This window comes from Lentibacter algarum, from assembly GCF_018860975.1.
Lineage (GTDB): Bacteria > Pseudomonadota > Alphaproteobacteria > Rhodobacterales > Rhodobacteraceae > Lentibacter > Lentibacter algarum_A.
The window spans coordinates 128,725-150,206 of sequence record NZ_JAHKQI010000002.1; the positions used below are offsets into that span (position 1 = coordinate 128,725).

Genomic DNA, 21,482 nt, shown 5'->3' on the forward strand with positions numbered 1-21,482 from the left:
GCCGAAAGCCGAGAGCCGTCAAGTTCAGATGCGACACCTGTGCATTGCGATCAGTCGGAAAAGACAGAGAGGCCAAGCCACTCGGCGATGAGCGCGGGTTTGTCTTCACCTTCGATCTCGATCGTCAGCAAGTTGGTGCGCAAAAGATCGGTTTCGTTGCGGGCAGTTGCAGCTTGCAATGTGAAACGCCCACGCAGCCGCGAGCCGCTGCGCACCGGCTGTAGAAAGCGCAGTTTGTTCATACCGTAATTGATGCCCATGACCTGCCCTTCCATCATTGGCATGCAGTCATAGGCGAAGCGGCTGGCGAGCGAGAGTGTCAGAAACCCATGTGCGATCGTGCCGCCAAAGGGGGTTTCGGCGGCAGCACGTGTTGGGTCGATGTGAATCCACTGCTCATCATGGGTTGTGGTCGCGAACTGGTCGATCATCGGCTGGTCAACCAATATCCAGTTAGACACCCCGATCTCGGTTCCGATCTGGGTTTCACTTAGTTTGAGGGCGTTTTGCAGAGATGACATAGCGAGATCCTTTTGAGCGGCGATTGTTAGACTGGCGGTTTATGACGGGCTGTGCGTTATTGACGAAAATGGAGAGCAAAATGAATGAAGCGAGACAGCACAGGTTTGCACCGGCCGAAGGCGCGGCTGACCTGCTTTTGGTTCGGCATGGTGAGACACAAGCCGCCGTTCGCGGCGAGAGTTTTCCGACGGTTGAGGGGCAGGGAGATCCGGCGCTGCATCCTGACGGAGAGATGCAGGCTGTTTCTGTCGGGGAGCGGCTGCGTGGAGAAAACATATCGGCGATCTACGTGACCACGATGCAGCGAACGCACCAGACGGCCGCACCTTTGGCGGGGCATCTTGGATTGAAGCCAAAAGTTGAGCGTGACCTGCGGGAGGTGTTTCTGGGCGACTGGGACGGTGGCGAGTATCGCTTTCGTGCAGCCGAGAAAGACCCGGCCTTTCTGCGTGCCAAGGAACGGCAGGAGTGGGGTGAGATTCCGGGTGCGGAGACCACGGCGGAGTTTCAGGCGCGGGTTAAGGCGGGTTTGCTGCGCATCGCGGCGGCACACCCTGATGAGTTGGTCGCCGTTGTTGTGCACGGCGGTGTCATAGCGGCGGCTCTGGCCATCGCAACCGGCACACCGGCGTTCACTTTCATGGGCGCTGAAAACGGCTCGATCAGCCGCGTCGTGGTGCGCGGCGAACAGATGATCCTGCGTGGTTTCAACGACGTTTCGCATCTGCGCGGCTAAGACGTTGTGACGACAACTTTGCCCAAGACTTTGCGATCTTGTAGCAGTTGCAGTGCGTCGCCTGCCTGAGCCAGCGGGTAGCGCGCTGAAATGCGCGGTTTGATCTTGCCTTCACTGTAGAGGCGGAAGAGATCGCGCATATTCTCGGCGTGGCTTTGTGGCTCGCGCACTGTATGTGCGCCCCAAAAAACACCGACGACTTGGCAACCTTTGAGCAAGGTTAAGTTGAGCGGCAGTTTGGGGATGCCAGCGGGAAAGCCGACGACAAGGTAGCGGCCTTTCCATGCGAGGGCACGCACGGTTGGCTCGGCGTAGTCGCCGCCAACAGCGTCATAGACGACATCAACCCCGTCACCGCCTGTGAGCTTTTTGATCTGCGCGGAGAAATCTTTTTGCGTGGCGCGGTCTGACATATCGCGCGAATAGATCAGCGTTTCGTCTGCGCCGAGGTCACGGCAAAACTGCGCTTTGTCTTCAGACGAGACAGCCGCGATAACCCGTGCACCAGCGGCTTTGCCAAGCTCGATTGCAGCTGCGCCGACACCGCCAGCAGCGCCAAGCACCAAGAGCGTTTCGCCGGCCTGAATGTTGGCGCGGTCTTTGAGGGCGTGGTGCGATGTTCCGTAGGTGAGCACGAAACATGCGGCTTCATCAAAGGGCATGTTGTCGGGAATTTTGATCGCACTATTGGCATCGGCCAGGATGTGGGTCGCAAACCCGCCGAAGCCTGTCATGCCAAGCACACGGTCGCCGACAGCGAAACCTGTGACGCCATCACCGACGGCTTCAACCACGCCAGCTATCTCTCCGCCGGGGGCAAAAGGGCGCGGCGGCTTGACCTGATACATGTCGCGGATGATCAGCGTGTCAGGAAAGTTGACTCCGGCCGCATGCACTTTGATAAGCAATTGTTTTTTGCCCGGTTCCGGCGTCGGCATATCGGTGAGCACCAGTGTTTCGGGCCCGCCAACCTCTGTGCTGAGCATTGCTTTCATGTTCTTCCCTCAAGTTACGTTCGGTTAAAAAAGAGACGCGCCGTCACATCTTGTCAATCGTAATATGCTGGTTCATTCTGCATAGCGGAATAGATGTCCGCATTTTGACGCGACGTTTTTGAGGGAGAATATGACGATGACTGCAGGCTCCACAGAAAGCCCTACAGAGAGTTTTCGCGCCGAGTTGCGCGGCTGGCTCGAAGAGAACTGCCCCGAGGAAATGCGCGACGGCGGGTTAACCGAAGACGCGATCTGTTGGGGTGGCAAAGACTGGGTGTTTACTTCGGAGGCGCAAGAGTTGTGGCTTAAGCGCTGCGCCGCCAAGGGCTATACTGTGCCGACTTGGCCAGTTGAATACGGCGGCGCGGGGCTGAGCCGCGAGCAAGAAAAAGTGTTTGACGAAGAGATGGCGCGTATCAACGCACGCTCGCCGCTTGAAAGCTTTGGCATTTGGATGCTCGGGCCAGCCTTGCTGCACTTTGGCACCCACGAACAAAAGCTGCACTACCTTCCGCCCGTGGCGCGCGGTGAAGTGCGCTGGTGTCAGGGTTACTCGGAGCCGGGCGCGGGCTCTGACCTTGCGAATGTGCAAACCAAGGGCGAGGACAAGGGCGACCACTGGTTGGTGAACGGCCAGAAGATCTGGACATCATACGCCGACAAAGCCGACTGGATTTTTGCGTTGATCCGCACGGACAAAGACGCGCCCAAGCACAAAGGCATTTCGTTTTTGCTGTGCAGTATGGAGCAGGCGGGCGTTGAGACGCGTCCGATCAAAATGATCAGTGGCGTTTCGCCGTTCTGCGAGACATTTTTCACCGATGCTGTCATTCCGAAGGAGCAGATTGTTGGTGAAGAAAACAAAGGCTGGGATGTTGCAAAATATCTGCTGACCCACGAGCGCGAGATGATCTCGGGCGGTGGTGCTGGCCTTTCTGGCGGCGGGCGTGCGCTTGGTGCGGTGCTTGCCGACACGATGGATGTGCTCGACGCCAACACCCGCGCTGACGCGATGCGCTGCGAAGTTGATGCGCTGGCGATCGGCCTCACGCTCGAGCGCTACAAGGACCAGTCTGAGGCCGGTCAGGGCGCTGGTGATGCTTCGGCGATGCTCAAATATATGGGCACCGAGCTGAACAAGCAGCGCCATGAGTTGATGATGAACGCCGGCGGCTCGGATGCGCTTGAGTGGGACGGCCCGCTTGGCAACCGCGCGGGTGACTGGCTGCGCACAAAAGCAAATTCGATTGAAGGTGGCACGAGCGAGGTGATGCTTTCTATCGTTTCGCGGCGTGTTCTTGGGCTACCGGGGTAAGAGATATGGTTAAGTTAGTGATGACAGAAGAAGAGACCATGCTCGCCGATATGGCGCGTGGCTTTCTCGACGGCGCAGCGCCTGTAGGCAAGTTGCGTGAAATGCGCGATGCGGGCATGACTCACGACGCGGCCCTGTGGAAAGAGATGGCTGATATGGGCTGGGCCGGTGTGCTTGTGCCCGAGGCGGCAGGCGGCTCTGACATGGGCTTTGCGGCAGCGAATGTGATTGCGCGGGAAATGGGCAAGACGCTTGCTGTCTCGCCGTTCTTGTCAACCGCCGTGATCGCGGCGACAGCATTGCGGCAGGTGTCTGACACGCGCGCTACGGCGGCCCTTGCGAAGATAGCCAGCGGTGATGTGACCTACGCATTGGCCGTTGACGAGAGCGTGAAATTTGACCCTGACGCTGTGCAAATGCAGGCCAAGCGTGACGGCAACGGCTTTCGGCTTTCGGGCAAGAAGCAGTTTGTCGTTGATGGCTCTTTGGCGGATCGCGTGCTTGTCTTGGCGCGCACGGACAACGGGCTGACGCTGTTTGATATACCAGCGGATCGAGCGGGCGTCAGTCGTGAGGCTTCAAGCATGATTGATGCACGTGACGCGGCGCGGATTACCTTTGAAAATGTCGAGGCGACAGGTGAGGACGTGCTCGGCGCGGTTGACAGCGCGATGGACGTTTTGAAGCCGGCTCTCAATGCAGGGCAGGCGGCATTGGCCGCAGAAATGACGGGGCTTTCGGCGGGTGCCTTTGGCATGACGGTTGACTACCTCAAAGAGCGCAAGCAATTCGGCGTCGAGATCGGCCGCTTTCAAGCGCTGCAACACCGTGCTGCGCATTTGTGGTGTGAGATCGAAGTTACTTCCAGTGCTATTCTCAATGCGGGGCGGATGCTGGATGAAGAGCCTGATAACGCTGAGATGGCCGTATCACTGGCCAAGGCGCGGGCCACGAATACTGCTATTCTGGCGGTGCAAGAAGGTGTGCAGATGCATGGCGGTATCGGCATGACCGACGCTTTTGACATGGGCTTTTACATGAAGCGCGCGCGGGTTGGGGCTGAGTGGTTGGGTGACTATTCCTACCACGCCGAAGTCGTCGCGAAACACAGAGGTTTTTGAGGAGTTAGACGATGGATATTGATACGTTATTCGGACTTGAGGGCAAGGTTGCCTTGGTCACTGGTGGCGCAACCGGCATTGGACGCATGGCCGCCGAGGGCCTCATGCGTGCAGGTGCGACTGTGCTGATCGCCAGCCGCAAGGGCGAGGCTTGCGAGGCCGTCGCGAAAGAGCTGAACGCGCTTGGCGCGAGTGGTAAAGCTGTTGGTTTCGCGGGTGACGTCGGAACGGAAGAGGGCGTTGACGCGCTGATTGCGAGCGTCAAGGAACGCACTGACAAGCTCGACATTTTGATGAACAATGCGGGCATCACTTGGGGCGCGCCTTTGGGCCAGTTTCCTTTTGCGGCATGGGGCAAGGTGATGGACGTGAACGTTGCTGGCCTGTTTGACCTTACGCAAAAATTGCTGCCGATGCTGAAAGCGTCGGGTACGGTTGATGACCCGGCCAGAGTTGTTAACGTTGGCTCGGTGATGGGCGAGCGCGAGATGGGTGACGGGGCCTACAGCTACGCGGCTTCAAAAGCTGCGGTTATTCATATGAGCAAGATTTTGGCTAAGGAGTTGGCGGGTGATGCGATCACCGTGAACGCCCTTGCGCCGGGGCCATTTGTGAGCCGGATGACGGCCTTTGCAACGCATGACGAAGAAACCCGCAGCAAGGTTGGTGACGATGTGCCGATCGGGCGTGTGGGCCGTGATGAAGACATCGCAGGTTGCATGCTGTTTTTGTGCGGACGCGGCGGTGCATATATCACCGGTGCGGTTGTGCCTGTTTCCGGTGGCATCAATGTTATGTCGGGGCCAAACATATTTGAACAGGCGCTGCACTGATGAGCGAGATCACATTCAAAGACCGCGTGGCGATCGTTACGGGCGCCGGCACAGGCCTAGGGCGCTCACATGCGCTTGGGCTGGCAGCGCGTGGTGCTAAGGTTGTTGTCAATGACTTAGGCGTTGGGCGTGATGGTGTCGGAGCTTCCTCGGAAGCTGCCGATGCGGTTGTTGCCGAGATCAAAGCCGCGGGCGGTGAAGCAATGTCGCACGGCTGCGATGTCTCTGATGAGGCTGGCGTTAAAGACATGGTTGCGCAAGCGATGGATGCTTGGGGGCGGGTTGATATTGCCGTCAACAACGCAGGTATCCTGCGCGACAAGACATTCGCCAAAATGGAGATGTCAGATTTCCGCAAGGTGGTTGATGTGCACCTGATTGGTTCAGCCAATGTGGCGCATGCTTGCTGGCCGATTATGCGTGAGCAAAAGTATGGCCGCATTGTATTCACCTCCTCGGCTTCAGGTATCTACGGCAACTTCGGGCAAGCCAACTATGGTGCTGCGAAGGCGGCTATGCTGGGTTTGATGAACGTGCTGCACATTGAGGGCGCGCGCGACAACATCCGTGTTAACACCCTCGCCCCGACAGCGGCGACACGGATGACAGAAGAGCTTCTGCCGCCAGAGGCCGCAGAGCTGCTAGCACCTGAATTGATCACACCGGGGCTACTGTATCTGGTGTCGGAGGACGCGCCTTCAAAGGTGATCCTTGGTGCTGGCGCTGGCAGTTTTGCTCAGACACGGGTGTATGAAACCGAGGGCATAACGCTGCTTGATAGTGACAACACGCCCGAAGCGGTTGCAGCGCAGTTTGCTGACGTGAGCGACAACCAAACACAAGAAGAGCTGGCTGACGCGTTCAGCCAAACCAAGAAATACGCCCTCAATGCAGCTAAGGCCCGTGGCCTTAAGCTGGGTTGGTAACAGAGTAAACTCAGGAGAGATATCATGCGTGACGCAGTCATCGTTTCAACCGCAAGAACACCCATTGGCAAAGCCTATCGGGGCGCCTTTAACAACACGACGCCGCAGGAACTTGCGGGACATGCGATCGAGCATGCCGTTGCGCGCGCGGGAGTTGATCCGGCGCAGGTGCAAGACGTGCTGCTCGGAGCGGCTTTGCAACAAGGACACTCGGGCGGCAACATTGCGCGGCAAGCGGCTGTGCGCGCAGGCTTACCTGTGTCAGTGGCAGGCATGTCGATGGACCGCCAGTGCGCCTCGGGGATGATGGCGATTGCGACTGCCGCCAAGCAGGTTGTGATGGACGGTATGGATGTTGTTGTCGGCGGCGGCGTTGAGAGCATCTCGATGGTGCAGACACCAGAAATGCGCGTGAAGGCTGATCCATGGTTGAAGGAAAACAAACCGGAGATTTACATGTCGATGCTGGAAACGGCCGAGACCGTTGCCGAGCGCTACAACGTGAGCCGCGAACGTCAGGACGAGTATGCTGCTCGCAGCCAAGACTTGACAGCAAAGGCGCAGGAAGCGGGCCGTTTTGACGACGAAATTGTGCCGCTCAAATCAACCATGCTGGTGCAAGACCGCGAGACAAAAGAGATCAGCGAGCACGAAGTGACGCTTGCCAAAGACGAGGGCAACCGCCCGGGGACGTCGGCTGAAAACCTTGCTGGCCTCAAGCCAGTGCACAAAGACGGAATCCACATAAAGGAAGGCAAGTTCATCACCGCTGGTAACGCTTCGCAGCTGTCAGACGGTGCTTCAGCCTGTGTTGTGATGGAAGCGAAAGCCGCCGAGAAAGCCGGCCTTCAGCCGCTTGGCCGCTATGTTGGCGTTATGGCTGCGGGCTGTGAGCCTGACGAAATGGGCATTGGCCCGATCTACGCTGTGCCGCCGCTCTTGAAGGCGCATGGGCTGACGATGGACGACATCGGCCTCTGGGAGCTCAACGAAGCATTCGCCGTGCAAGTGATCCAGTCACGTGATGTTCTGGGCATTCCTGATGAGCTTCTCAACGTCGATGGCGGCGCGATCTCGATCGGGCACCCCTACGGCATGTCAGGCGCGCGGATGGTTGGGCATGCGCTCATTGAGGGCAAACGCCGCGGTGCGAAATACGTTGTTTGCACCATGTGTGTTGGCGGCGGCATGGGCGCTGCTGGCCTGTTCGAGGTTCTGTAAATGCGTGACGAGAGCCACTTGCCAAAGGCACTTCAGGGGTTGCGAATACCCCTGATCGCTTCGCCTTTGTTCATCATTTCGGTGCCTGAACTGGTTATAGCGCAGTGCAAAGCGGGTATTGTTGGCTCCTTTCCCGCGCTCAATGCGCGCGAGGGCGAAGGCGAGCACCCGCTGCTCGACACATGGCTGACGCAAATTAAAGAAGAGCTTGACCGTCACAACCAAGCCAACCCCGACACACCAGCCGCGCCCTATGCGGTGAACCAGATTGTGCACCGCTCGAACGGGCGCCTCGAACGTGATCTGGAGATTTGTGTGAAGCATGATGTGCCGATCTGGATCACCTCTCTTGGTGCGCGCGTTGAGGTAAACGAAGCCGCCCATTCTTGCGGAGGCATTGTGCTGCACGACATCATCAACAACCGCTTTGCTCAGAAGGCGGTTGAGAAAGGTGCTGACGGATTGGTCGCTGTTGCGGCTGGCGCTGGTGGGCACGCCGGGCAGCAGTCGCCCTTTGCGCTGATGCACGAAATCCGCGAGTGGTTTGACGGGCCAGTGGCTTTGTCAGGCTCTATCGCCACAGGTGAGTCACTGCTGGCGGCGCGGGCGATGGGCGCTGACTTGGGCTATACAGGATCGCCGTTTATTGCCACGGATGAGGCCAACGCCGACCAAGCTTACAAAGACATGATCGTTGAAAGCGGCGCAGAAGATATTGTCTATTCCTCGCTGTTCACCGGTGTTTGGGGGAACTACCTCAAAGGCTCGGTTGAGGCGGCGGGTATGGACCCTGACAACTTACCGATGGCTGACGCATCGACGATGAACTTCGGATCTGACCGCGAAAAGCCGAAGGCCTGGAAAACCATATGGGGATCTGGCCAAGGTATTGGCGCTATCAAATCAGTTGGGCCTGCGGGCGCGATTGTTGATCGTATGGCTGCTGAATATGCGGCGGCAGGCAAGAAGCTGGCGGCTGAGTTCTCATGAACGTTGCTCTGCCATTGAAACGGAGCGGGTACGCGCTCGAAGGCGAACGCTGCCACCCGCGCGCCGCCCAAAGGGGGCGTCGTGGCTGAACTTCTCGTCATACGCCACGGGCAAGCCTCGTTCGGGCAGGACAACTATGATGTGCTGTCCGAGCTGGGCCACAAGCAGTCGGCGGCTGTTGGTGCGTTGCTGCGCGAGCTCGGCTGGGCGCCTGACCGCTTGATCACTGGCAGGCTAACCCGCCAGAAAGAAACGCTAGCCTCTATGGGCTTTGCGCAGGCGCCGGAAGAGCACGCGGGCTTTGATGAGTACGACTTTGGCGACTTGCTCAACGCGCGTTACAAGGGCGATGTGCCTGACCTCGTGAAGGGCGATCGCAAGACCCATTTCAAGGCGCTACGCGAAACCGTGTTCGAGTGGCAAGATGCGGCTTTTGACGGCGCTTCGGAAACTTACGCGGAGTTTGCCGAGCGGGTGGAGGCAGCTCGAAAGTTTGCCACCGACACAGAAGCCAAACGGGTTTTGGTCGTTTCCTCGGGCGGCGTGATCGGCCAGTTGGCCTCCACGGCTCTTGGCGCGAACAAACGGCACATGATGGAGCTGAACTTGCAGATAAAGAACACTTCGATGACACGCTTTATGTTCAAAGGCGAGCGCTGCTCTTTGCATGAGTTTAACGCCACACCGCATTTCATGACACGGAGCGGCACGGCTCTGTTAAGCTACAGTTAGAGGGAGTTTAGGCATGGACACACAAACATTCGACGAGGCCGCAGTTGCCCGCTACTTGCGCGAAAACCTTGCCGGTTTTGAAGGGCCGATGGAAGTTTCCAAGTTTCAAACCGGCCAGTCAAACCCGACGTTTATGCTAAAAACGCCAGCGCATAATTATGTGCTGCGCCGCAAGCCGCCGGGAGTTCTTCTCAAGTCAGCGCATGCAGTTGACCGCGAGTTTCGAGTGCAAAAAGCGCTTGAAGGCTCGGAGGTTCCTGTCAGCAAAATGCATCTACTTTGCGAAGATGATAGCGTGATCGGCTCGATGTTTTATATCATGGACCACGTTGCGGGCCGCAATTTTTCTGATCCTGAGATGCCAGAACTCACGAACGCAGACCGCAGCGGTGTGATCGACGATATGAACCGCGTGTTGGCGGCCCTGCATGAAGTTGACATCAGCGCTGTGGGGCTAAGTGACTATGGGCCTGAGGGCAACTATTTCGAGCGACAGGTTGCGCGATGGTCAAAGCAGTATCGGGCTTCCGAAACTGTCGACATTCCGGCGATGAACGAGCTGATGGGTGCGCTGGTTGAGGCGCAACCAGCAGACGACGGACAACGCACGCTGGTGCACGGTGATTATCGCATTGATAACATGATCTTTGATGCGACCGGCCCACAGTGCCGTGCGGTGTTAGACTGGGAGCTCTCAACCATAGGCCACCCGTTTGCCGACCTCGCTGGTGTGATTATGCAGTGGCAACTGCCTGCTGGTTCCGAAGGCCGAGGTATGGGCGGGCTTGACCGCAAAGCTTTGGGCCTGCCGTCCGATCAGGAATTTATCGCTCAATACTGTGAGCGTCGCGGCTTGGCGGGCATCGACAATTTTGGGTATTATCTGGGGTTCTGCTTTTTCCGTATGGCGGGCATTATTCAAGGGGTGCTGAAGCGCGCACTTGATGGTAATGCGTCAAACCCCGAACGTGCGATGAAACTCGGGGCATTTGTGCCTGTCTTTGCGCAACACGGGCTTGACGCACTGAAGAAAGGTTAAAGCGGTATGGCGGACGAGTTCCAGCATGACGACAGCAAGGAGCGAAACTTCGTCACGGCTCTGGCGCGCGGGCTTGAAATTTTGCGTTGCTTTCGCAGTGGTGAGGTGACGCTAACCAACTCTGATTTTTCGGAACGCACGGGTCTTCCCAAGGCGACAATTTCGCGGCTGACCTACACGCTCTGTGCGCTGGATTATCTGGTTGCTGACCATCGCGCAGGAACTTACCGGCTGAGTGCAGGGGTGCTGCATTTGGGGTTTGGTGTGTTGTCGGCAATGGACATACAGGACCGTGCCCAACAGCAGATGGAGCAGCTACGCGATGGACCGAACTCCTACATCACCGTTGCGATTGGTGAACAGCACCAGCTGGATGTGGTTTACCTCGCGACTTGCAACAGCCGCGAAGACGTTTCGTTGGCGATTGGAGTCGGCACGCGCTTGCCGATCTTTCACTCGGCCATAGGGCAGGCGATCTTGGTTGGCATGACCGACGACGCCCGCGAAGCGGTGTTTGAAATTGCCGGGCGTCGGGGGCCAGAGGTTGAAGCAGAAGGCCGATCGAGATTTTCCGAAGCCAGCGCTGTTTATCAGGACAAAGGCTTCTGCACGGGCTACGGCACTTGGCGATCTGACGTGAACGGCGTTGCTGTTCCGGTATTCTCGCTTAGTGGGTCACGGGTGTATGGATTGAACACGGGAGGCCCCTCCTTTCGTGTGAAACCCAAGCAGCTTGAGGCTGTCTATGGCCCGATGCTTATCGAGTCAGCGAAGGCCTTGAGTGTTCGGCCTGCGAATTGATTGTTCTGCGGTGTCAAGTTTCGTAAGGAAACTTCGGCCAGCAAACTTGACTCTTCTCGGGTGTGTGCGAGTCTTTCAAAGTGACAGATGGCGTCAAAGTTGGCGAAACGCTGCATCTCTAATTTGCGGGTCGAGCAGGCGCAGCCGATTGCAAAGGGAATGCACCGGAAATGACTGGAGGATTGCAAGTGAAAAACGGCTTTGAGAAGCATCGTCTTGAGCGGATCAGGGGTTGGATGCAGGGCTATGTTGACGACCAGAAATATGCTGGTTGTTCGGTCTTGATTTCTCAGAATGGCAATGAGGTTTTCTACCACGATTGTGGCCTGCGTGACATTGCCAACAAACAGCCGTTTCGGCGCAACACCGTGGCGCGCATCTATTCGATGACCAAGCCGATAACCTCGGCTGCGCTGATGCTGCTGGTCGAGCGTGGTTTGGTGCATCTGGATGCGCCTGTGTCGGAGTTTATCTCTGGTTTTTCTGAGGCGCGCTGCCTTGTTAAGGGCGCGACAGACATCACCCAAACTGAGCCATGCGCGACGCCGACACTGCACCAAGTGCTCACGCATACATCTGGTTTAAGTTACTCATTCAACAGTGGTCCGGTGTCTGACGCGATGCGCGAGAAGAAGCTTGATTTCGCGCCTGGCCCGCAGACCCTAGAGCAAGTGGCGAATGAAGTCGCGAGCTTGCCGTTGGTCTTTCATCCTGGCACGCGCTGGGAGTATTCTGTCGGCATCGACATCATCGGTCGTGTGATAGAAGTTATCACCGGAAAGTCGCTTGAGGCGTTTTTGATCGAGGAGTTTTTCGACACGCTGGGCATGAACGAAACACGCTTTCGCGTGCCAAAGGGAACTCAAGAACGCTATGCCGCTCTCTATACGCCCTTGGCTGGCAGCTCGTTTGATCTGAGTGCAACAGCCAAAAGCAAAGACAGTTTGCGGCAGGCTGATGACACTGAAAACTCGCCGTTTCTTGACACAACATTGCAATCCGGCGGCGGCGGCTTGCTCGGAACGATTGATGACTACCTCAAGTTCACAGAAATGTTGCGCAAGGGCGGTAGCGGTATCCTGTCACCACACACAGTTTCGTTTATGATGCGCAACCATTTGAACGGTGACATCGCGTCGATGGGCCCTTCCAGCTTTGCTGAACAGCCGATGGAGGGAATGGGCTTTGGTATTGGCGGGGCCGTCGTGCTTGACGCGGCGCGTGCGCGGGTTCCCGGATCAGATGGCGACTTCTCTTGGGGTGGCATGGCGTCGACATTCTTTTGGATCGATCCTGTGCATGACTTGTCGGTTGTGTTTTTCACACAGCTCGCACCGAGCAGTTCATACCCTTCAAGGGCACAACTCAAGGCGCTGGTACAAGGAGCTCTGAGATGAGTGGAAAGGTTCTGTGGACGCCGAGCGAGGAACGCGCCGATGCTTCAACCATGGCGCAGTTCGAGCGTTACGTCAAAGAGACACGCGGCCTGACGTTTGACGACTACAACGCCATGTGGCGTTGGAGCGTTGATGATCTGGAGGATTTCTGGAATGCGATCTGGGATTTCTTTGATGTGCGTGCTTCTGTGCGGCCCGAGAAAATCCTGGTGAAGCGACAACTGCCCGACATGGAATGGGGCACAGGCGGGTTGCTTAACTACGCTGAAAACATCTTGAAAAACGCCGAGGGGCGCGAGGGCGATCAAGCGCTTATCGTGCAGTCAGAAACCTTTGGCCGCTCCGAGCTGACATGGGGGCAACTGCGAAGCCGGGTTGCCAGTGTCGCGGCGCGATTGCGGGGGATGGGTGTTGAGCAGGGTGACCGCGTTGTAGCGATACTGCCCAACACCGAAACGGCGTTAATCGCCTGTCTGGCCAGTGCGAGCATCGGAGCTGTCTGGTCGCTTTGTGCGCCTGACATGGGGCACGTTGCTATCCTTGACCGCTTCAAACAAATCGCGCCGAAAGTGCTGATTGCGCAAGACGGATATGTGCACGCAGGCAAGACCATTGACCGCCGCGATGTGCTGGCCGAGATCGGTGCGGGCCTTCCTTCTGTAGCGCAATTTGTGACGCTGCCTGTTGTCGGCGGCCTGCCTGAAGGGCATGTCGCTTGGGGTGATCTTGTCAAAGACAACGTGAAGTTTGAGCCGCTGCAGGTGCCTTTCGAGCACCCTTTGTGGATTGTCTATTCCTCCGGCACAACAGGCAACCCTAAGCCTATCGTGCATGGGCACGGTGGCATCATAATTGAGTCGTGCAAGCAGTCGCTGCACATAGATATATCCAGCAAGGATCGCTATTGCTGGCTCACCTCTTCGGGCTGGATCATGTGGAACAACCAGTGGGTTTCTCTGGGGCAAGGGGCGACTGTCGCGATCTTTGATGGCGCGCCGAACTACCCTGATTTCGGTGTTATTTGGCGCTTTATTGCCGCTGAAAAGCTGACATATTTTGGCGCAGGGGCGGCTTACTTTAGCTCCAGCATGAAGGCCGGAGTAAAGCCGCGCGAGGAGGTTGACCTAAGCGCGTTGCTGTCGCTTGGCTCGACCGGCTCGCCGCTGTCGGCTGACACTTACGACTGGATTTACCGCGATGTGAAAGCCGATCAATGGCTGGCACCGATCTCGGGTGGAACTGACCTCGCCGGTGCTTTTGTTGGCGGACACCCGGGGATGCCTGTGCGGGCTGGCGAAATGCAGTGCCGCCTTCTGGGCAATGCTGTGCGTGCATATGACCCGTCGGGCAACGAACTTACGGGAGAAGTTGGCGAGCTGGTTTGCACCGAGCCGCTGCCCTCTATGCCGCTATACTTCTGGGGTGATGATGACGGTAGCCGCCTGTTTGACAGCTACTTTGCCGACTATGAGGGCGTCTGGAGGCATGGCGACTGGATCGCGATTGATGAACAAGGTGCGAGTGTGATCTATGGCCGCTCGGACGCTACGATCAACCGCAAGGGCTTGCGGCTTGGTTCGGCGGAAATTTACCAAGCTGTTGAGGGGCTTGAAGCGGTTGCCGACAGCCTTGTGGTTGATCTGGAGTTTCTCGGCAAAGAAAGCTTTATGCCGCTTTTTGTCGTGCCTGCTGATGGCGTGGCGTTTGATGACAGGCTCAAAGAGCAGATCACCGCTGTGATCCGTGAGCAGGTTTCGGCAAGGTTTGTGCCCAATGAGATTGTCGAAGTCGCGCAGATACCCCGCACGCTTTCTGGGAAGAAACTTGAAGTTCCAGTGAAAAAGCTGTTGCTTGGCGGTGATCCTTCAAAGGTGGTGAACCGTGATAGTATGGCAAACCCCGAGAGCTTTGATTTCTTTATCGCCTACGCGAATGCACGGGCCAAAACCTAAGGCCTAGACATGACACCTGCTGACGAACTGCTGCATCTTTTGGACATTGAACAGCTGGAAATTGATCTGTTCCGCGGCGTCGGTAGCGGCGGTGAAACCACGATGCGTATCTTTGGTGGTCATGTGATCGCACAGGCCCTGATGGCGGCATACCGCACCGTGCCTGACCGACTGTGCCACTCGTTGCATGCCTATTTTATCCGCCCGGGTGATCCAAAAATTCCTGTTATATATCAAGTAGATCGCGCCCGTGACGGCGGCAGTTTTACGACACGCCGGGTTGTTGCTATTCAACACGGCAAGCAGATTTTCAACCTGTCGGCTTCGTTTCACATCGATGAAAGCGGTTGGGAATATCAGCACCCGATGCAGGTTGAAGGCACGCCGGAAGACTGGCCGAACCGCGATGATCTTCGCGCCGCGAACGTCGGGAAGCTGCCCGAGAAATATCACGATGATTTCTTACGCCAACGCCCGATCGAGCTGCGTGAAGTTGCGCCGCGTGACTTCTTCACGCCAGAGAAAACCAGCGACAAGAACCAGCTTTGGTTCCGTATGGAAGCCGCCAAAGGACAGGGCCCGCAGATGCAGCACTGTTTGCTGGCATACGCCTCTGACATGAACCTGCTCGGCTCTTCATTGCGGCCGCATGGGCTGACTTGGTTTCAGGGCAAGGTTATGACCGCGAGCCTTGATCATGCGATGTGGTTTCACGCACCGATCGAGTTTTCGGACTGGCACATGTATGATTTAGACGCGCCCTGGACGGGCGGCGCGCGGGGGTTTAACCGCGGGGCGATCTTTTCGCAGAGCGGTGAACTGGTTGCCAGTGTGGCCCAGGAGGGGCTGATGCGACCGCTTAAGCCCAAGGCGCCTGAATAAGGAAACACCCATGTTAAACTGGGGTTTCTAACATCTGTTAATGGCTACGTTCCGCTTGGTTAACGGCGTAATAGCGGCTGTGACTCGGGTGCATATAGCAGTGCATACCATAGTGCAGAACGCGTATGCACAGTTTTGGCAGGCAAAATCGGTTAACGCAGCGTGCGCTCGCAGCGGGAGAAATGCGGCATGAGCGAAAAACTTCATGCTGTCGCGCAGCAGAATAACCGGCCATTCGTGCAGGTGGCAACCATAACCGAGACGTGGACTTCCCAGACTAAAGCGCATGCAGCGGATACTCGTGCACGAATCCCAAATCTTTGTCTGCGGATGCAACAACGGCTTTTCGGCGACGCATCGGAACGACCAAAACAAGTGCTTTCGCCAGTTTTTGAGCGGTTTTCTTCTGTTCCCGGCCACAACAGCTGCCCGATTTCATTCTTTCAATCCTCGGCCAAGTTCGGTATCCAACGCGCGTGTAACAAGGCCGAGGTGAGACTTGAATTCACAGAAGACAGACGATGCCTTGGTGCAACCTGCGGCGAGTGCTCGGTCGAACAGCCTTGTGCCGGTTTCAACGCCGCAGCGAACTCCATCGCTGGGCAAAAGCAGACGTTTTGCGGTTGTTGTCGCTGGCTTGGCTGTTCTTGTGCTGGCTGCGGCCTGGTGGGGGCTGAATGCAAGCGGCGGAGCGCCTCGTACCGCTATGGAAACACTTGTGGCTGGCCCGGTCGAGCGGGTTCTGGCCGTCAGCGGGCGGACCGAAACCGATATCCATTCTGATATCAGGTCCTTGGTCACTGCACGCGTGACCGAGGTCTTGGTGAACGAAGGCAATAGCGTCGCGGCGGGTGATGCGCTTGTCATTCTGGATGCCGCGCAACAAGGCAGCCGCGTCAGACAGGCCTTGGCGGTGCTGGATGCGGCGATCCTGAGAGAGCAGAGCGCGCAAGCGGATCGGGATCGCGTGGCAAGACTAAGCGGAACGGTATCGGCCGTCGCCCTCGACAATGCTGAGCGGGATCTTGCTCTGGCCAAGGCCGAGGTCGCCCGACTGAGGGCGGCGCTTGAACAGGCGCGCCTGACTTTGCCGGACTATCGGATCACCGCCCCAATCAGCGGTCTTGTGCTGGATCGGTCGGTCGAGCCGGGCGACCTGATCAGCCCCTCCGATATCCTGATGCGCCTTGCGAACAAGGACAACCTGCATGTCGAGGTTCAGGTCGACGAGATCTACGCTGACGAAATCCGCGTTGGCCAGCGCGCTTGGCTGCAATTGGCAGGGCGGACGGAAACCCTGACCGGTGCGGTGTTCTTTGTTGCCGCCGAGGTGGATGAATTGACGGGTAGCCTGCGGGTCAAACTGACCTTCGACACTGTCCCAGACGCGCAGATCGGCCTGACCACGGTTGCGAATATCCGGATTGAGACGGTTGCCAGGGCGGTGACTGTGCCGCGTAGCGCTATGGTGTCCAGCGGAGCAGATGCCGCCGTCTTTGTGCTGCGCAAAGGGAAGGCCCACCTGACCCCGATATCCTATGTCGACTGGCCGGCGGATCGGGTCGAGGTCGTGTCCGGGCTAACCGAGGGCGACCGGATCGTGCTGTCCCCCGAGGGCATCGAAGACGGTCAGGCGCTGAACGCGCAAGACACCGCAGCAGCAAGCGATTAGGCCCATGCGCTATGGTCTCAAAGTTGCCTTGCGGCATTTGACGTCCAACCTCTCCCAGACGGGATTGCTGGTGTTTGGCGTGGCTGTGGCGGTCTTTATCTTCATCTTCATGAGCGCGCTGATCGGCGGGCTGGCCGACCTCATGGTCAACCGGACGCTGGGTGGTCTGGCTCATGTCACGATCAAGGTCGAAGACAAGGCGCTGCCTTTGCTTAAGACCGACTCCGAAGCCAGGGTTCTTGTAGCACGGCAGAAATCCACCCGCGACACCACCGGTATACAGGACGCCATGCCTTTGCTGCCGGTCATCGATCAGGTGCCCGGTGTTGCCGTCAGCTCGGCTCAGATCACCGGCGGCGCTGTGCTGATCCGGGGCGAACGTGTGCGACAGGTCAGCGTGACCGGGCTTGCCCCCGATCGGGTCACCGCGATCATCCCCTTTGAACGGTATTTGCATACCGGGCGATTGTCGTTGGAAGGGGATGGGATATTGATCGGGGCCATCCTTGCCAATGACATGAACTTGTCGGTCGAGAGCCCGGTGACCCTGCGCACCGACCAGGGCAACACCGCAATACTTCGCGTTTCTGGCATCTTTTCGTCCGGCGTTGGCCAGCTTGATACCGCGTCGGCCTATCTTGATATCCGCACCGCCCGCAACCTTTTCGACATGCCCAATGCCGTGTCCCGGATCGAGCTCAAGCTGACAGACCTTTACGACGCCGAAACGGTTGCCGCCCGGATCGTGGCCACGACCGGGCTTGACGCGGAACCCTGGACGGCAACCGCCCAACAGCTTTACGAGGGGCTTCGGGCACAGTCCGATACCGGGCTGATCCTCAAATCCTTTGCGCTGCTCACCATTGTGATCGGGGTTGCCTCGTCGCTGATGTTGACGACCTATCGCCGGCGGCCCGAGATCGGCATCATGCGCGCCATGGGGGCCAGCCAAAACTTCATCCTGTTCGTTTTCGTGTCGCAAGGGGCCATCATCGGGCTGTTTGGCGGTCTCATCGGCGCAGGGCTTGGAGTGGCGATCCTGACGCCTCTGACACCGATCGGCGAGGTGCGTTCGGGACAATTGCCGATCGACGTGGCGCAAGGATCCATTGGTCTTGCCATTGCGTTGACCATGATTGGCGCGACACTTGCAGCGATCCTGCCCGCCCGTGCCGCCTCGCGAATCGACCCGGTAGAGGCGATCGGCCAATGATGCCCTCTGACGAAACGCCCCTGCTGGAACTGCAGGACCTGACCAAGACTTTTGGCACGGGCGAGACCGCTACGCAGGTGTTGAAGGGCCTGAACTTGACCTTACAGAAAGGCGGCATGATCGCCCTTCTCGGCGCATCCGGCTCGGGCAAGAGCACCTTGCTGAACATTCTCGGCACCCTGTTGCGACCAACATCAGGAGGTTTCACAATGCTGGGGCAGAACCTTTTCACGGCAAACGATGCAACCCTGACCGACTTTCGCAATCGCCACATCGGCTTTGTCTTCCAGCTCCACAACCTGTTGCCCGATTTCACCGCGCTGGAGAACGTCATTTTTCCGAGCGCAGTGCGCGATGGTGTCGAACGCCCCGCCGCCCGCCGCCGCGGTGCCGAACTTCTCGACATCGTGGGTCTCAGCGACCGTATCAACTTCCGAGCAACAAAACTGTCGGGAGGTCAGAAACAACGCGTCGCTGTGGCCCGCGCCCTGATGAATAACCCCGACCTGATCCTTGCAGATGAACCGACAGGCAATTTGGACAGCAAGTCAGCGCAGCAGGTTATGGACCTGATCACGCGGGTGAACAAAAGCGAAAACACAGCGTTCCTGATTTCAACCCACGACGAGGATATCGCCGCGCAATGCACAAGTCGGATCGAAATCAGGGACGGGCGGATTTCCTGATTGGTCTGTCATACTATTCCTGCTCACACAGGGGCATGTTCAATCCACCGTTTATCGTGTGCTCGTGTAGCCCAGTTGGTTCTATCCAGTGCCACGATTGTTCGGTTTTGGCCCGGGAAAGCCGCCAATTGCCACGCTTAGCCAGTCACGCGCCTCAGGGACGACCCGTTCCAACTGGGGCAAATCGTTGACGCAAAGAAACTTGATCACAGAGTCAGTCGCCCTGCGCAAAAGCGACATCGTTTCGGACGGACAGCATCCTAGCCCTTGGCCACTCTTGATATGAAGGTAATCTTCGGTCACCGAAAAATCAGCCTCATGCGCTGCAATGCATGCGTGATTATGCAGGCCTTGAGGAAAAAACTGGCTCAAATCGCGAAATCGATGCCGGATATTGTTCATGAAAACATCTCGGTGCTGATCAAACAGCTGTGACAGGACCGAACGCCGGAGTGGATGAACCACATGGGCAGATGAAAACAACCTAGTCTCATCAAACCCCAGTAAGCGGGCAGCGTTCAGCTGCATGTAGAGATGGAATTTGGTGGGATCATGTCGGGCTTCGGGACTTCGCAGAGCATCGCCATAATCCACCCACTTTCCGCGCAGAACTGGAGAAAGCCCTTCAAACACGTCAGTTGGCTGCAAGGGCGCGGTTAAAAACACGTCATCGTTGAAATACATAAATCGCTCGCTAAGCCCGTTTATCCTCCAGATCATGCTTTCAATTGCCAGTGAATTGAACGTGGGAAGCACCGCTGCAAATTCGCCAAAAATCTCACGATGAAAAACGAAGTTTACTTTTGCCCGCAGACTGTCCGAAAGACCTGGCAGGCTCGGCATTTCGTCGTCGACAACAATCCAGACTTTGCGCACCCAAGGTGCGTAGTTCTCTATTGATTGCAGGCAGTACAGGATTTCGTCGTTGCAAGCCCAACGATGCGGATTGCTCGCGTTTTCATGAAGCGGGTGATGTGCTTTCGCCATGTACCGGTTACGCCTGCGGTAGTGGTTTTCTGAGCTTCCGTCGACCCAGGTAATGACGGCATCGATGGGGCCATCGGTTCTGGTTTCCGCATTGAACAGGTTTGTCTGCATGTTCTGCCTTAACTCCAGTCTCACCTTTTCAAGCTTCCAGCACCTATTGACGAAACATCTGGCCTCGAGCCTAAGTATTGGCTGATTGGGTTTTTATATCGGCACTGCGGGTCAGTCGACCAAACAGGGCTGACAGGGCGGGTCGCATTGGCAGGAAGTGCTTCCCAAACCAACGTAAAGGCGCCAGCGCCCGAGGCAATGGAACCGTCCGGCTGCCGAACATGAAAGCGGCTTTAGGCCGCGCAGCCCGGAATGCGCACCACGGCTTCGGAGTTTGAGACAAACACATCGGTGAATTGTCCGTTTTGGGTGATAACGCCGACAGTTGCCCCCACGATTTCATCGTCCGCAACCGTAATTTCACGGCTTCCGTTGGTGTCGTCCACGTCTATGGTAAAGCTCACGGCCTGGCCCATTGGCAGGCTGTCCAGCTCAAGTGTTACAGATCTGTCGCCATCGAACACATCCGTTGCACGGCTTACAAGGTGCTGACCCGACACAATCTGAAACGGCTGAAAAACCTCGACTCCCGGTCCTGTGTCAGTCACGTCAAAGACCAGACCAGATGCGGACTTCGAAAGATCAATCGTGACCTTGGCGGCGGGAAGATCACATGCCCCGATGTTGGTGACGAGGAATTTGTCTTTCGGCGCGCCTTCAATGAAAGCGACCTTCACGTCGGCAAGTGATGGCGAGGCAACAAGGCTGGCGACGGCCAGAACGACGATGGTTTTCAAGGTGTTTCCAATCATTTTGCGGCTGTCATCAACCATTGGGATATTGCCAGCTCAACTGAGTGACCTCAGCAGGGGCAAACCGTTCCGACGCCATCGCCGGAACGGAATGCTGTCCTGAACAGGCTTATTCGGGCAGGATAACGGCGTCGATCACGTGGATGACCCCGTTGGACGCTGCAATGTCTGCCGTGACAACGTTGGCGCCGTTCACTGTAACGCCGCCCTCGGTCATGATAGTGACGTCACCACCCTGTGCTGTTTTCGCCATCATGTTGTTGCTCAAATCGCCGCTCATCACCTTGCCTGGTACAACGTGATAGGTAAGGATGGCCGTCAATTTGTCCTTGTTCTCGGGCTTCAGCAGGTCCTCGACGGTTCCTGCAGGCAGCGCGGCAAAGGCTTCATCGGTTGGGGCGAACACGGTAAACGGACCCTCGCTCTTAAGCGTATCAACCAGACCGGCTGCCTGAACGGCAGCAACGAGTGTCCCGAAGGAACCGGCGTCGATGGCGGTGTCTACGATGTCTTTCGAGTGGCCATCGGCGAATGCCGCGGTTGCTGAAAACATGGCAATGGCGGTCGATGTGGCGAGAAAAGTTCTGCGTAACATGGTA

General features: G+C 57.3%; 22 protein-coding genes. 16 read left to right on the forward strand and 6 right to left on the reverse strand.

All coding sequences use genetic code 11. The features are described from left to right. Positions 1–50 precede the first annotated feature (50 nt). Entirely contained in the window at positions 51–521 is a 471-nt protein-coding gene (locus KO498_RS01285) for a MaoC family dehydratase (protein WP_215958063.1), read from the reverse strand. A gap of 80 nt (positions 522–601) precedes the next feature. On the opposite strand from KO498_RS01285, the gene KO498_RS01290 reads away from it, so the two are divergent. Continuing rightward, on the forward strand, positions 602–1,258 hold the full coding sequence (locus KO498_RS01290; RefSeq protein ID WP_215958064.1) for a histidine phosphatase family protein: 657 nt from the start codon (positions 602–604) through the stop codon (positions 1,256–1,258). Here the strand turns inward: KO498_RS01290 and KO498_RS01295 are convergent. Continuing rightward, complete coding sequence (locus tag KO498_RS01295; RefSeq protein WP_215958065.1) at positions 1,255–2,253, reverse strand: NADPH:quinone oxidoreductase family protein; 999 nt, start codon at positions 2,251–2,253, stop codon at positions 1,255–1,257. The genes KO498_RS01290 and KO498_RS01295 overlap by 4 nt on opposite strands. Before the next feature lie 130 nt (positions 2,254–2,383). Here KO498_RS01295 and KO498_RS01300 point away from each other — a divergent pair, with 130 nt between their 5' ends. The 12 genes from KO498_RS01300 (at position 2,384) to KO498_RS01355 (ending at position 15,462) form a co-directional block, all read left to right on the forward strand. Next, the gene (locus KO498_RS01300; protein WP_436835920.1) at positions 2,384–3,568 is read left to right on the forward strand and encodes an acyl-CoA dehydrogenase family protein; all 1,185 of its coding nucleotides are present in this window, start codon (positions 2,384–2,386) and stop codon (positions 3,566–3,568) included. A gap of 5 nt (positions 3,569–3,573) precedes the next feature. Continuing rightward, the gene (locus tag KO498_RS01305; RefSeq protein ID WP_215958067.1) at positions 3,574–4,689 is read left to right on the forward strand and encodes an acyl-CoA dehydrogenase family protein; all 1,116 of its coding nucleotides are present in this window, start codon (positions 3,574–3,576) and stop codon (positions 4,687–4,689) included. Positions 4,690–4,700: 11 nt separating this feature from the next. Further along, positions 4,701–5,522, forward strand: a complete 822-nt coding sequence (locus tag KO498_RS01310) for an SDR family NAD(P)-dependent oxidoreductase (RefSeq protein ID WP_215958068.1) — start codon at positions 4,701–4,703, stop codon at positions 5,520–5,522. Next, positions 5,522–6,448, forward strand: a complete 927-nt coding sequence (locus tag KO498_RS01315; RefSeq protein ID WP_215958069.1) for an SDR family NAD(P)-dependent oxidoreductase — start codon at positions 5,522–5,524, stop codon at positions 6,446–6,448. The genes KO498_RS01310 and KO498_RS01315 overlap by 1 nt, the downstream gene beginning before the upstream one ends. A 24-nt stretch (positions 6,449–6,472) precedes the next feature. Beyond that, positions 6,473–7,669 carry an acetyl-CoA C-acyltransferase gene (locus KO498_RS01320; protein ID WP_215958070.1) on the forward strand — a complete coding sequence of 399 codons (1,197 nt, stop codon included), beginning with the start codon at positions 6,473–6,475 and terminating at the stop codon, positions 7,667–7,669. Then, on the forward strand, positions 7,670–8,659 hold the full coding sequence (locus tag KO498_RS01325) for an NAD(P)H-dependent flavin oxidoreductase (protein WP_215958071.1): 990 nt from the start codon (positions 7,670–7,672) through the stop codon (positions 8,657–8,659). An 81-nt stretch (positions 8,660–8,740) separates the two neighbouring features. Then, positions 8,741–9,391, forward strand: coding sequence for a histidine phosphatase family protein (locus KO498_RS01330; RefSeq protein WP_215958072.1), 651 nt, complete (start codon positions 8,741–8,743; stop codon positions 9,389–9,391). 13 nt (positions 9,392–9,404) lie between these two features. After that, complete coding sequence (locus KO498_RS01335; RefSeq protein ID WP_215958073.1) at positions 9,405–10,430, forward strand: phosphotransferase family protein; 1,026 nt, start codon at positions 9,405–9,407, stop codon at positions 10,428–10,430. Positions 10,431–10,436: 6 nt separating this feature from the next. Further along, positions 10,437–11,231: an IclR family transcriptional regulator gene (locus tag KO498_RS01340; RefSeq protein WP_215958074.1), complete on the forward strand. Its 795-nt coding sequence runs from the start codon at positions 10,437–10,439 to the stop codon at positions 11,229–11,231. 170 nt (positions 11,232–11,401) lie between these two features. Then, positions 11,402–12,628, forward strand: coding sequence for a serine hydrolase domain-containing protein (locus KO498_RS01345; RefSeq protein WP_252731209.1), 1,227 nt, complete (start codon positions 11,402–11,404; stop codon positions 12,626–12,628). Then, positions 12,625–14,580, forward strand: coding sequence for an acetoacetate--CoA ligase (locus tag KO498_RS01350; RefSeq protein ID WP_215958075.1), 1,956 nt, complete (start codon positions 12,625–12,627; stop codon positions 14,578–14,580). The genes KO498_RS01345 and KO498_RS01350 overlap by 4 nt, the downstream gene beginning before the upstream one ends. Positions 14,581–14,589: 9 nt before the next feature. Then, complete coding sequence (locus KO498_RS01355) at positions 14,590–15,462, forward strand: acyl-CoA thioesterase (protein WP_215958076.1); 873 nt, start codon at positions 14,590–14,592, stop codon at positions 15,460–15,462. A 277-nt stretch (positions 15,463–15,739) separates the two neighbouring features. On the opposite strand, the gene KO498_RS01360 is transcribed toward KO498_RS01355, so the two are convergent. After that, positions 15,740–15,901, reverse strand: a complete 162-nt coding sequence (locus KO498_RS01360; protein ID WP_215958077.1) for a hypothetical protein — start codon at positions 15,899–15,901, stop codon at positions 15,740–15,742. A gap of 60 nt (positions 15,902–15,961) precedes the next feature. Here KO498_RS01360 and KO498_RS01365 point away from each other — a divergent pair, with 60 nt between their 5' ends. Genes KO498_RS01365 through KO498_RS01375 form a run of 3 tightly spaced genes read left to right on the forward strand, consistent with a single transcriptional unit; the run spans position 15,962 to position 19,033 of the window. Beyond that, positions 15,962–17,134 (forward strand): efflux RND transporter periplasmic adaptor subunit, encoded by a 1,173-nt coding sequence (locus tag KO498_RS01365; RefSeq protein WP_215958078.1) that lies wholly within the window; start codon positions 15,962–15,964, stop codon positions 17,132–17,134. 4 nt (positions 17,135–17,138) lie between these two features. After that, the gene (locus KO498_RS01370; RefSeq protein WP_215958079.1) at positions 17,139–18,347 is read left to right on the forward strand and encodes an ABC transporter permease; all 1,209 of its coding nucleotides are present in this window, start codon (positions 17,139–17,141) and stop codon (positions 18,345–18,347) included. After that, positions 18,344–19,033, forward strand: a complete 690-nt coding sequence (locus KO498_RS01375; protein ID WP_252731210.1) for an ABC transporter ATP-binding protein — start codon at positions 18,344–18,346, stop codon at positions 19,031–19,033. The genes KO498_RS01370 and KO498_RS01375 overlap by 4 nt, the downstream gene beginning before the upstream one ends. A gap of 81 nt (positions 19,034–19,114) precedes the next feature. Here the strand turns inward: KO498_RS01375 and KO498_RS01380 are convergent, their stop codons facing one another. The 3 genes from KO498_RS01380 to KO498_RS01390 all read right to left on the reverse strand — a co-directional run bounded on the left by KO498_RS01380 (position 19,115) and on the right by KO498_RS01390 (position 21,478). Next, entirely contained in the window at positions 19,115–20,131 is a 1,017-nt protein-coding gene (locus tag KO498_RS01380; RefSeq protein WP_215958080.1) for a stealth family protein, read from the reverse strand. Positions 20,132–20,364: 233 nt separating this feature from the next. Next, on the reverse strand, positions 20,365–20,904 hold the full coding sequence (locus KO498_RS01385) for an aggregation factor core protein MAFp3, isoform C (protein ID WP_215958081.1): 540 nt from the start codon (positions 20,902–20,904) through the stop codon (positions 20,365–20,367). Positions 20,905–20,992: 88 nt separating this feature from the next. Then, on the reverse strand, positions 20,993–21,478 hold the full coding sequence (locus KO498_RS01390; protein ID WP_215958082.1) for a fasciclin domain-containing protein: 486 nt from the start codon (positions 21,476–21,478) through the stop codon (positions 20,993–20,995). Between the last annotated feature and the right edge of the window lie 4 nt (positions 21,479–21,482).

What these genes read in the sequence shown, in the direction of transcription:
- KO498_RS01285 (WP_215958063.1), bottom strand. Translation starts at nt 521, where the DNA reads ATGTCATCTCTGCAAAACGCCCTCAAACTAAGTGAAACCCAGATCGGA.
- KO498_RS01290 (WP_215958064.1), top strand. Translation starts at nt 602, where the DNA reads ATGAATGAAGCGAGACAGCACAGGTTTGCACCGGCCGAAGGCGCGGCT.
- KO498_RS01295 (WP_215958065.1), bottom strand. Translation starts at nt 2,253, where the DNA reads ATGAAAGCAATGCTCAGCACAGAGGTTGGCGGGCCCGAAACACTGGTG.
- KO498_RS01300 (WP_436835920.1), top strand. Translation starts at nt 2,384, where the DNA reads ATGACGATGACTGCAGGCTCCACAGAAAGCCCTACAGAGAGTTTTCGC.
- KO498_RS01305 (WP_215958067.1), top strand. Translation starts at nt 3,574, where the DNA reads ATGGTTAAGTTAGTGATGACAGAAGAAGAGACCATGCTCGCCGATATG.
- KO498_RS01310 (WP_215958068.1), top strand. Translation starts at nt 4,701, where the DNA reads ATGGATATTGATACGTTATTCGGACTTGAGGGCAAGGTTGCCTTGGTC.
- KO498_RS01315 (WP_215958069.1), top strand. Translation starts at nt 5,522, where the DNA reads ATGAGCGAGATCACATTCAAAGACCGCGTGGCGATCGTTACGGGCGCC.
- KO498_RS01320 (WP_215958070.1), top strand. Translation starts at nt 6,473, where the DNA reads ATGCGTGACGCAGTCATCGTTTCAACCGCAAGAACACCCATTGGCAAA.
- KO498_RS01325 (WP_215958071.1), top strand. Translation starts at nt 7,670, where the DNA reads ATGCGTGACGAGAGCCACTTGCCAAAGGCACTTCAGGGGTTGCGAATA.
- KO498_RS01335 (WP_215958073.1), top strand. Translation starts at nt 9,405, where the DNA reads ATGGACACACAAACATTCGACGAGGCCGCAGTTGCCCGCTACTTGCGC.
- KO498_RS01340 (WP_215958074.1), top strand. Translation starts at nt 10,437, where the DNA reads ATGGCGGACGAGTTCCAGCATGACGACAGCAAGGAGCGAAACTTCGTC.
- KO498_RS01345 (WP_252731209.1), top strand. Translation starts at nt 11,402, where the DNA reads ATGACTGGAGGATTGCAAGTGAAAAACGGCTTTGAGAAGCATCGTCTT.
- KO498_RS01350 (WP_215958075.1), top strand. Translation starts at nt 12,625, where the DNA reads ATGAGTGGAAAGGTTCTGTGGACGCCGAGCGAGGAACGCGCCGATGCT.
- KO498_RS01355 (WP_215958076.1), top strand. Translation starts at nt 14,590, where the DNA reads ATGACACCTGCTGACGAACTGCTGCATCTTTTGGACATTGAACAGCTG.
- KO498_RS01360 (WP_215958077.1), bottom strand. Translation starts at nt 15,901, where the DNA reads ATGAAATCGGGCAGCTGTTGTGGCCGGGAACAGAAGAAAACCGCTCAA.
- KO498_RS01370 (WP_215958079.1), top strand. Translation starts at nt 17,139, where the DNA reads ATGCGCTATGGTCTCAAAGTTGCCTTGCGGCATTTGACGTCCAACCTC.
- KO498_RS01375 (WP_252731210.1), top strand. Translation starts at nt 18,344, where the DNA reads ATGATGCCCTCTGACGAAACGCCCCTGCTGGAACTGCAGGACCTGACC.
- KO498_RS01380 (WP_215958080.1), bottom strand. Translation starts at nt 20,131, where the DNA reads ATGCAGACAAACCTGTTCAATGCGGAAACCAGAACCGATGGCCCCATC.
- KO498_RS01385 (WP_215958081.1), bottom strand. Translation starts at nt 20,904, where the DNA reads ATGGTTGATGACAGCCGCAAAATGATTGGAAACACCTTGAAAACCATC.
- KO498_RS01390 (WP_215958082.1), bottom strand. Translation starts at nt 21,478, where the DNA reads ATGTTACGCAGAACTTTTCTCGCCACATCGACCGCCATTGCCATGTTT.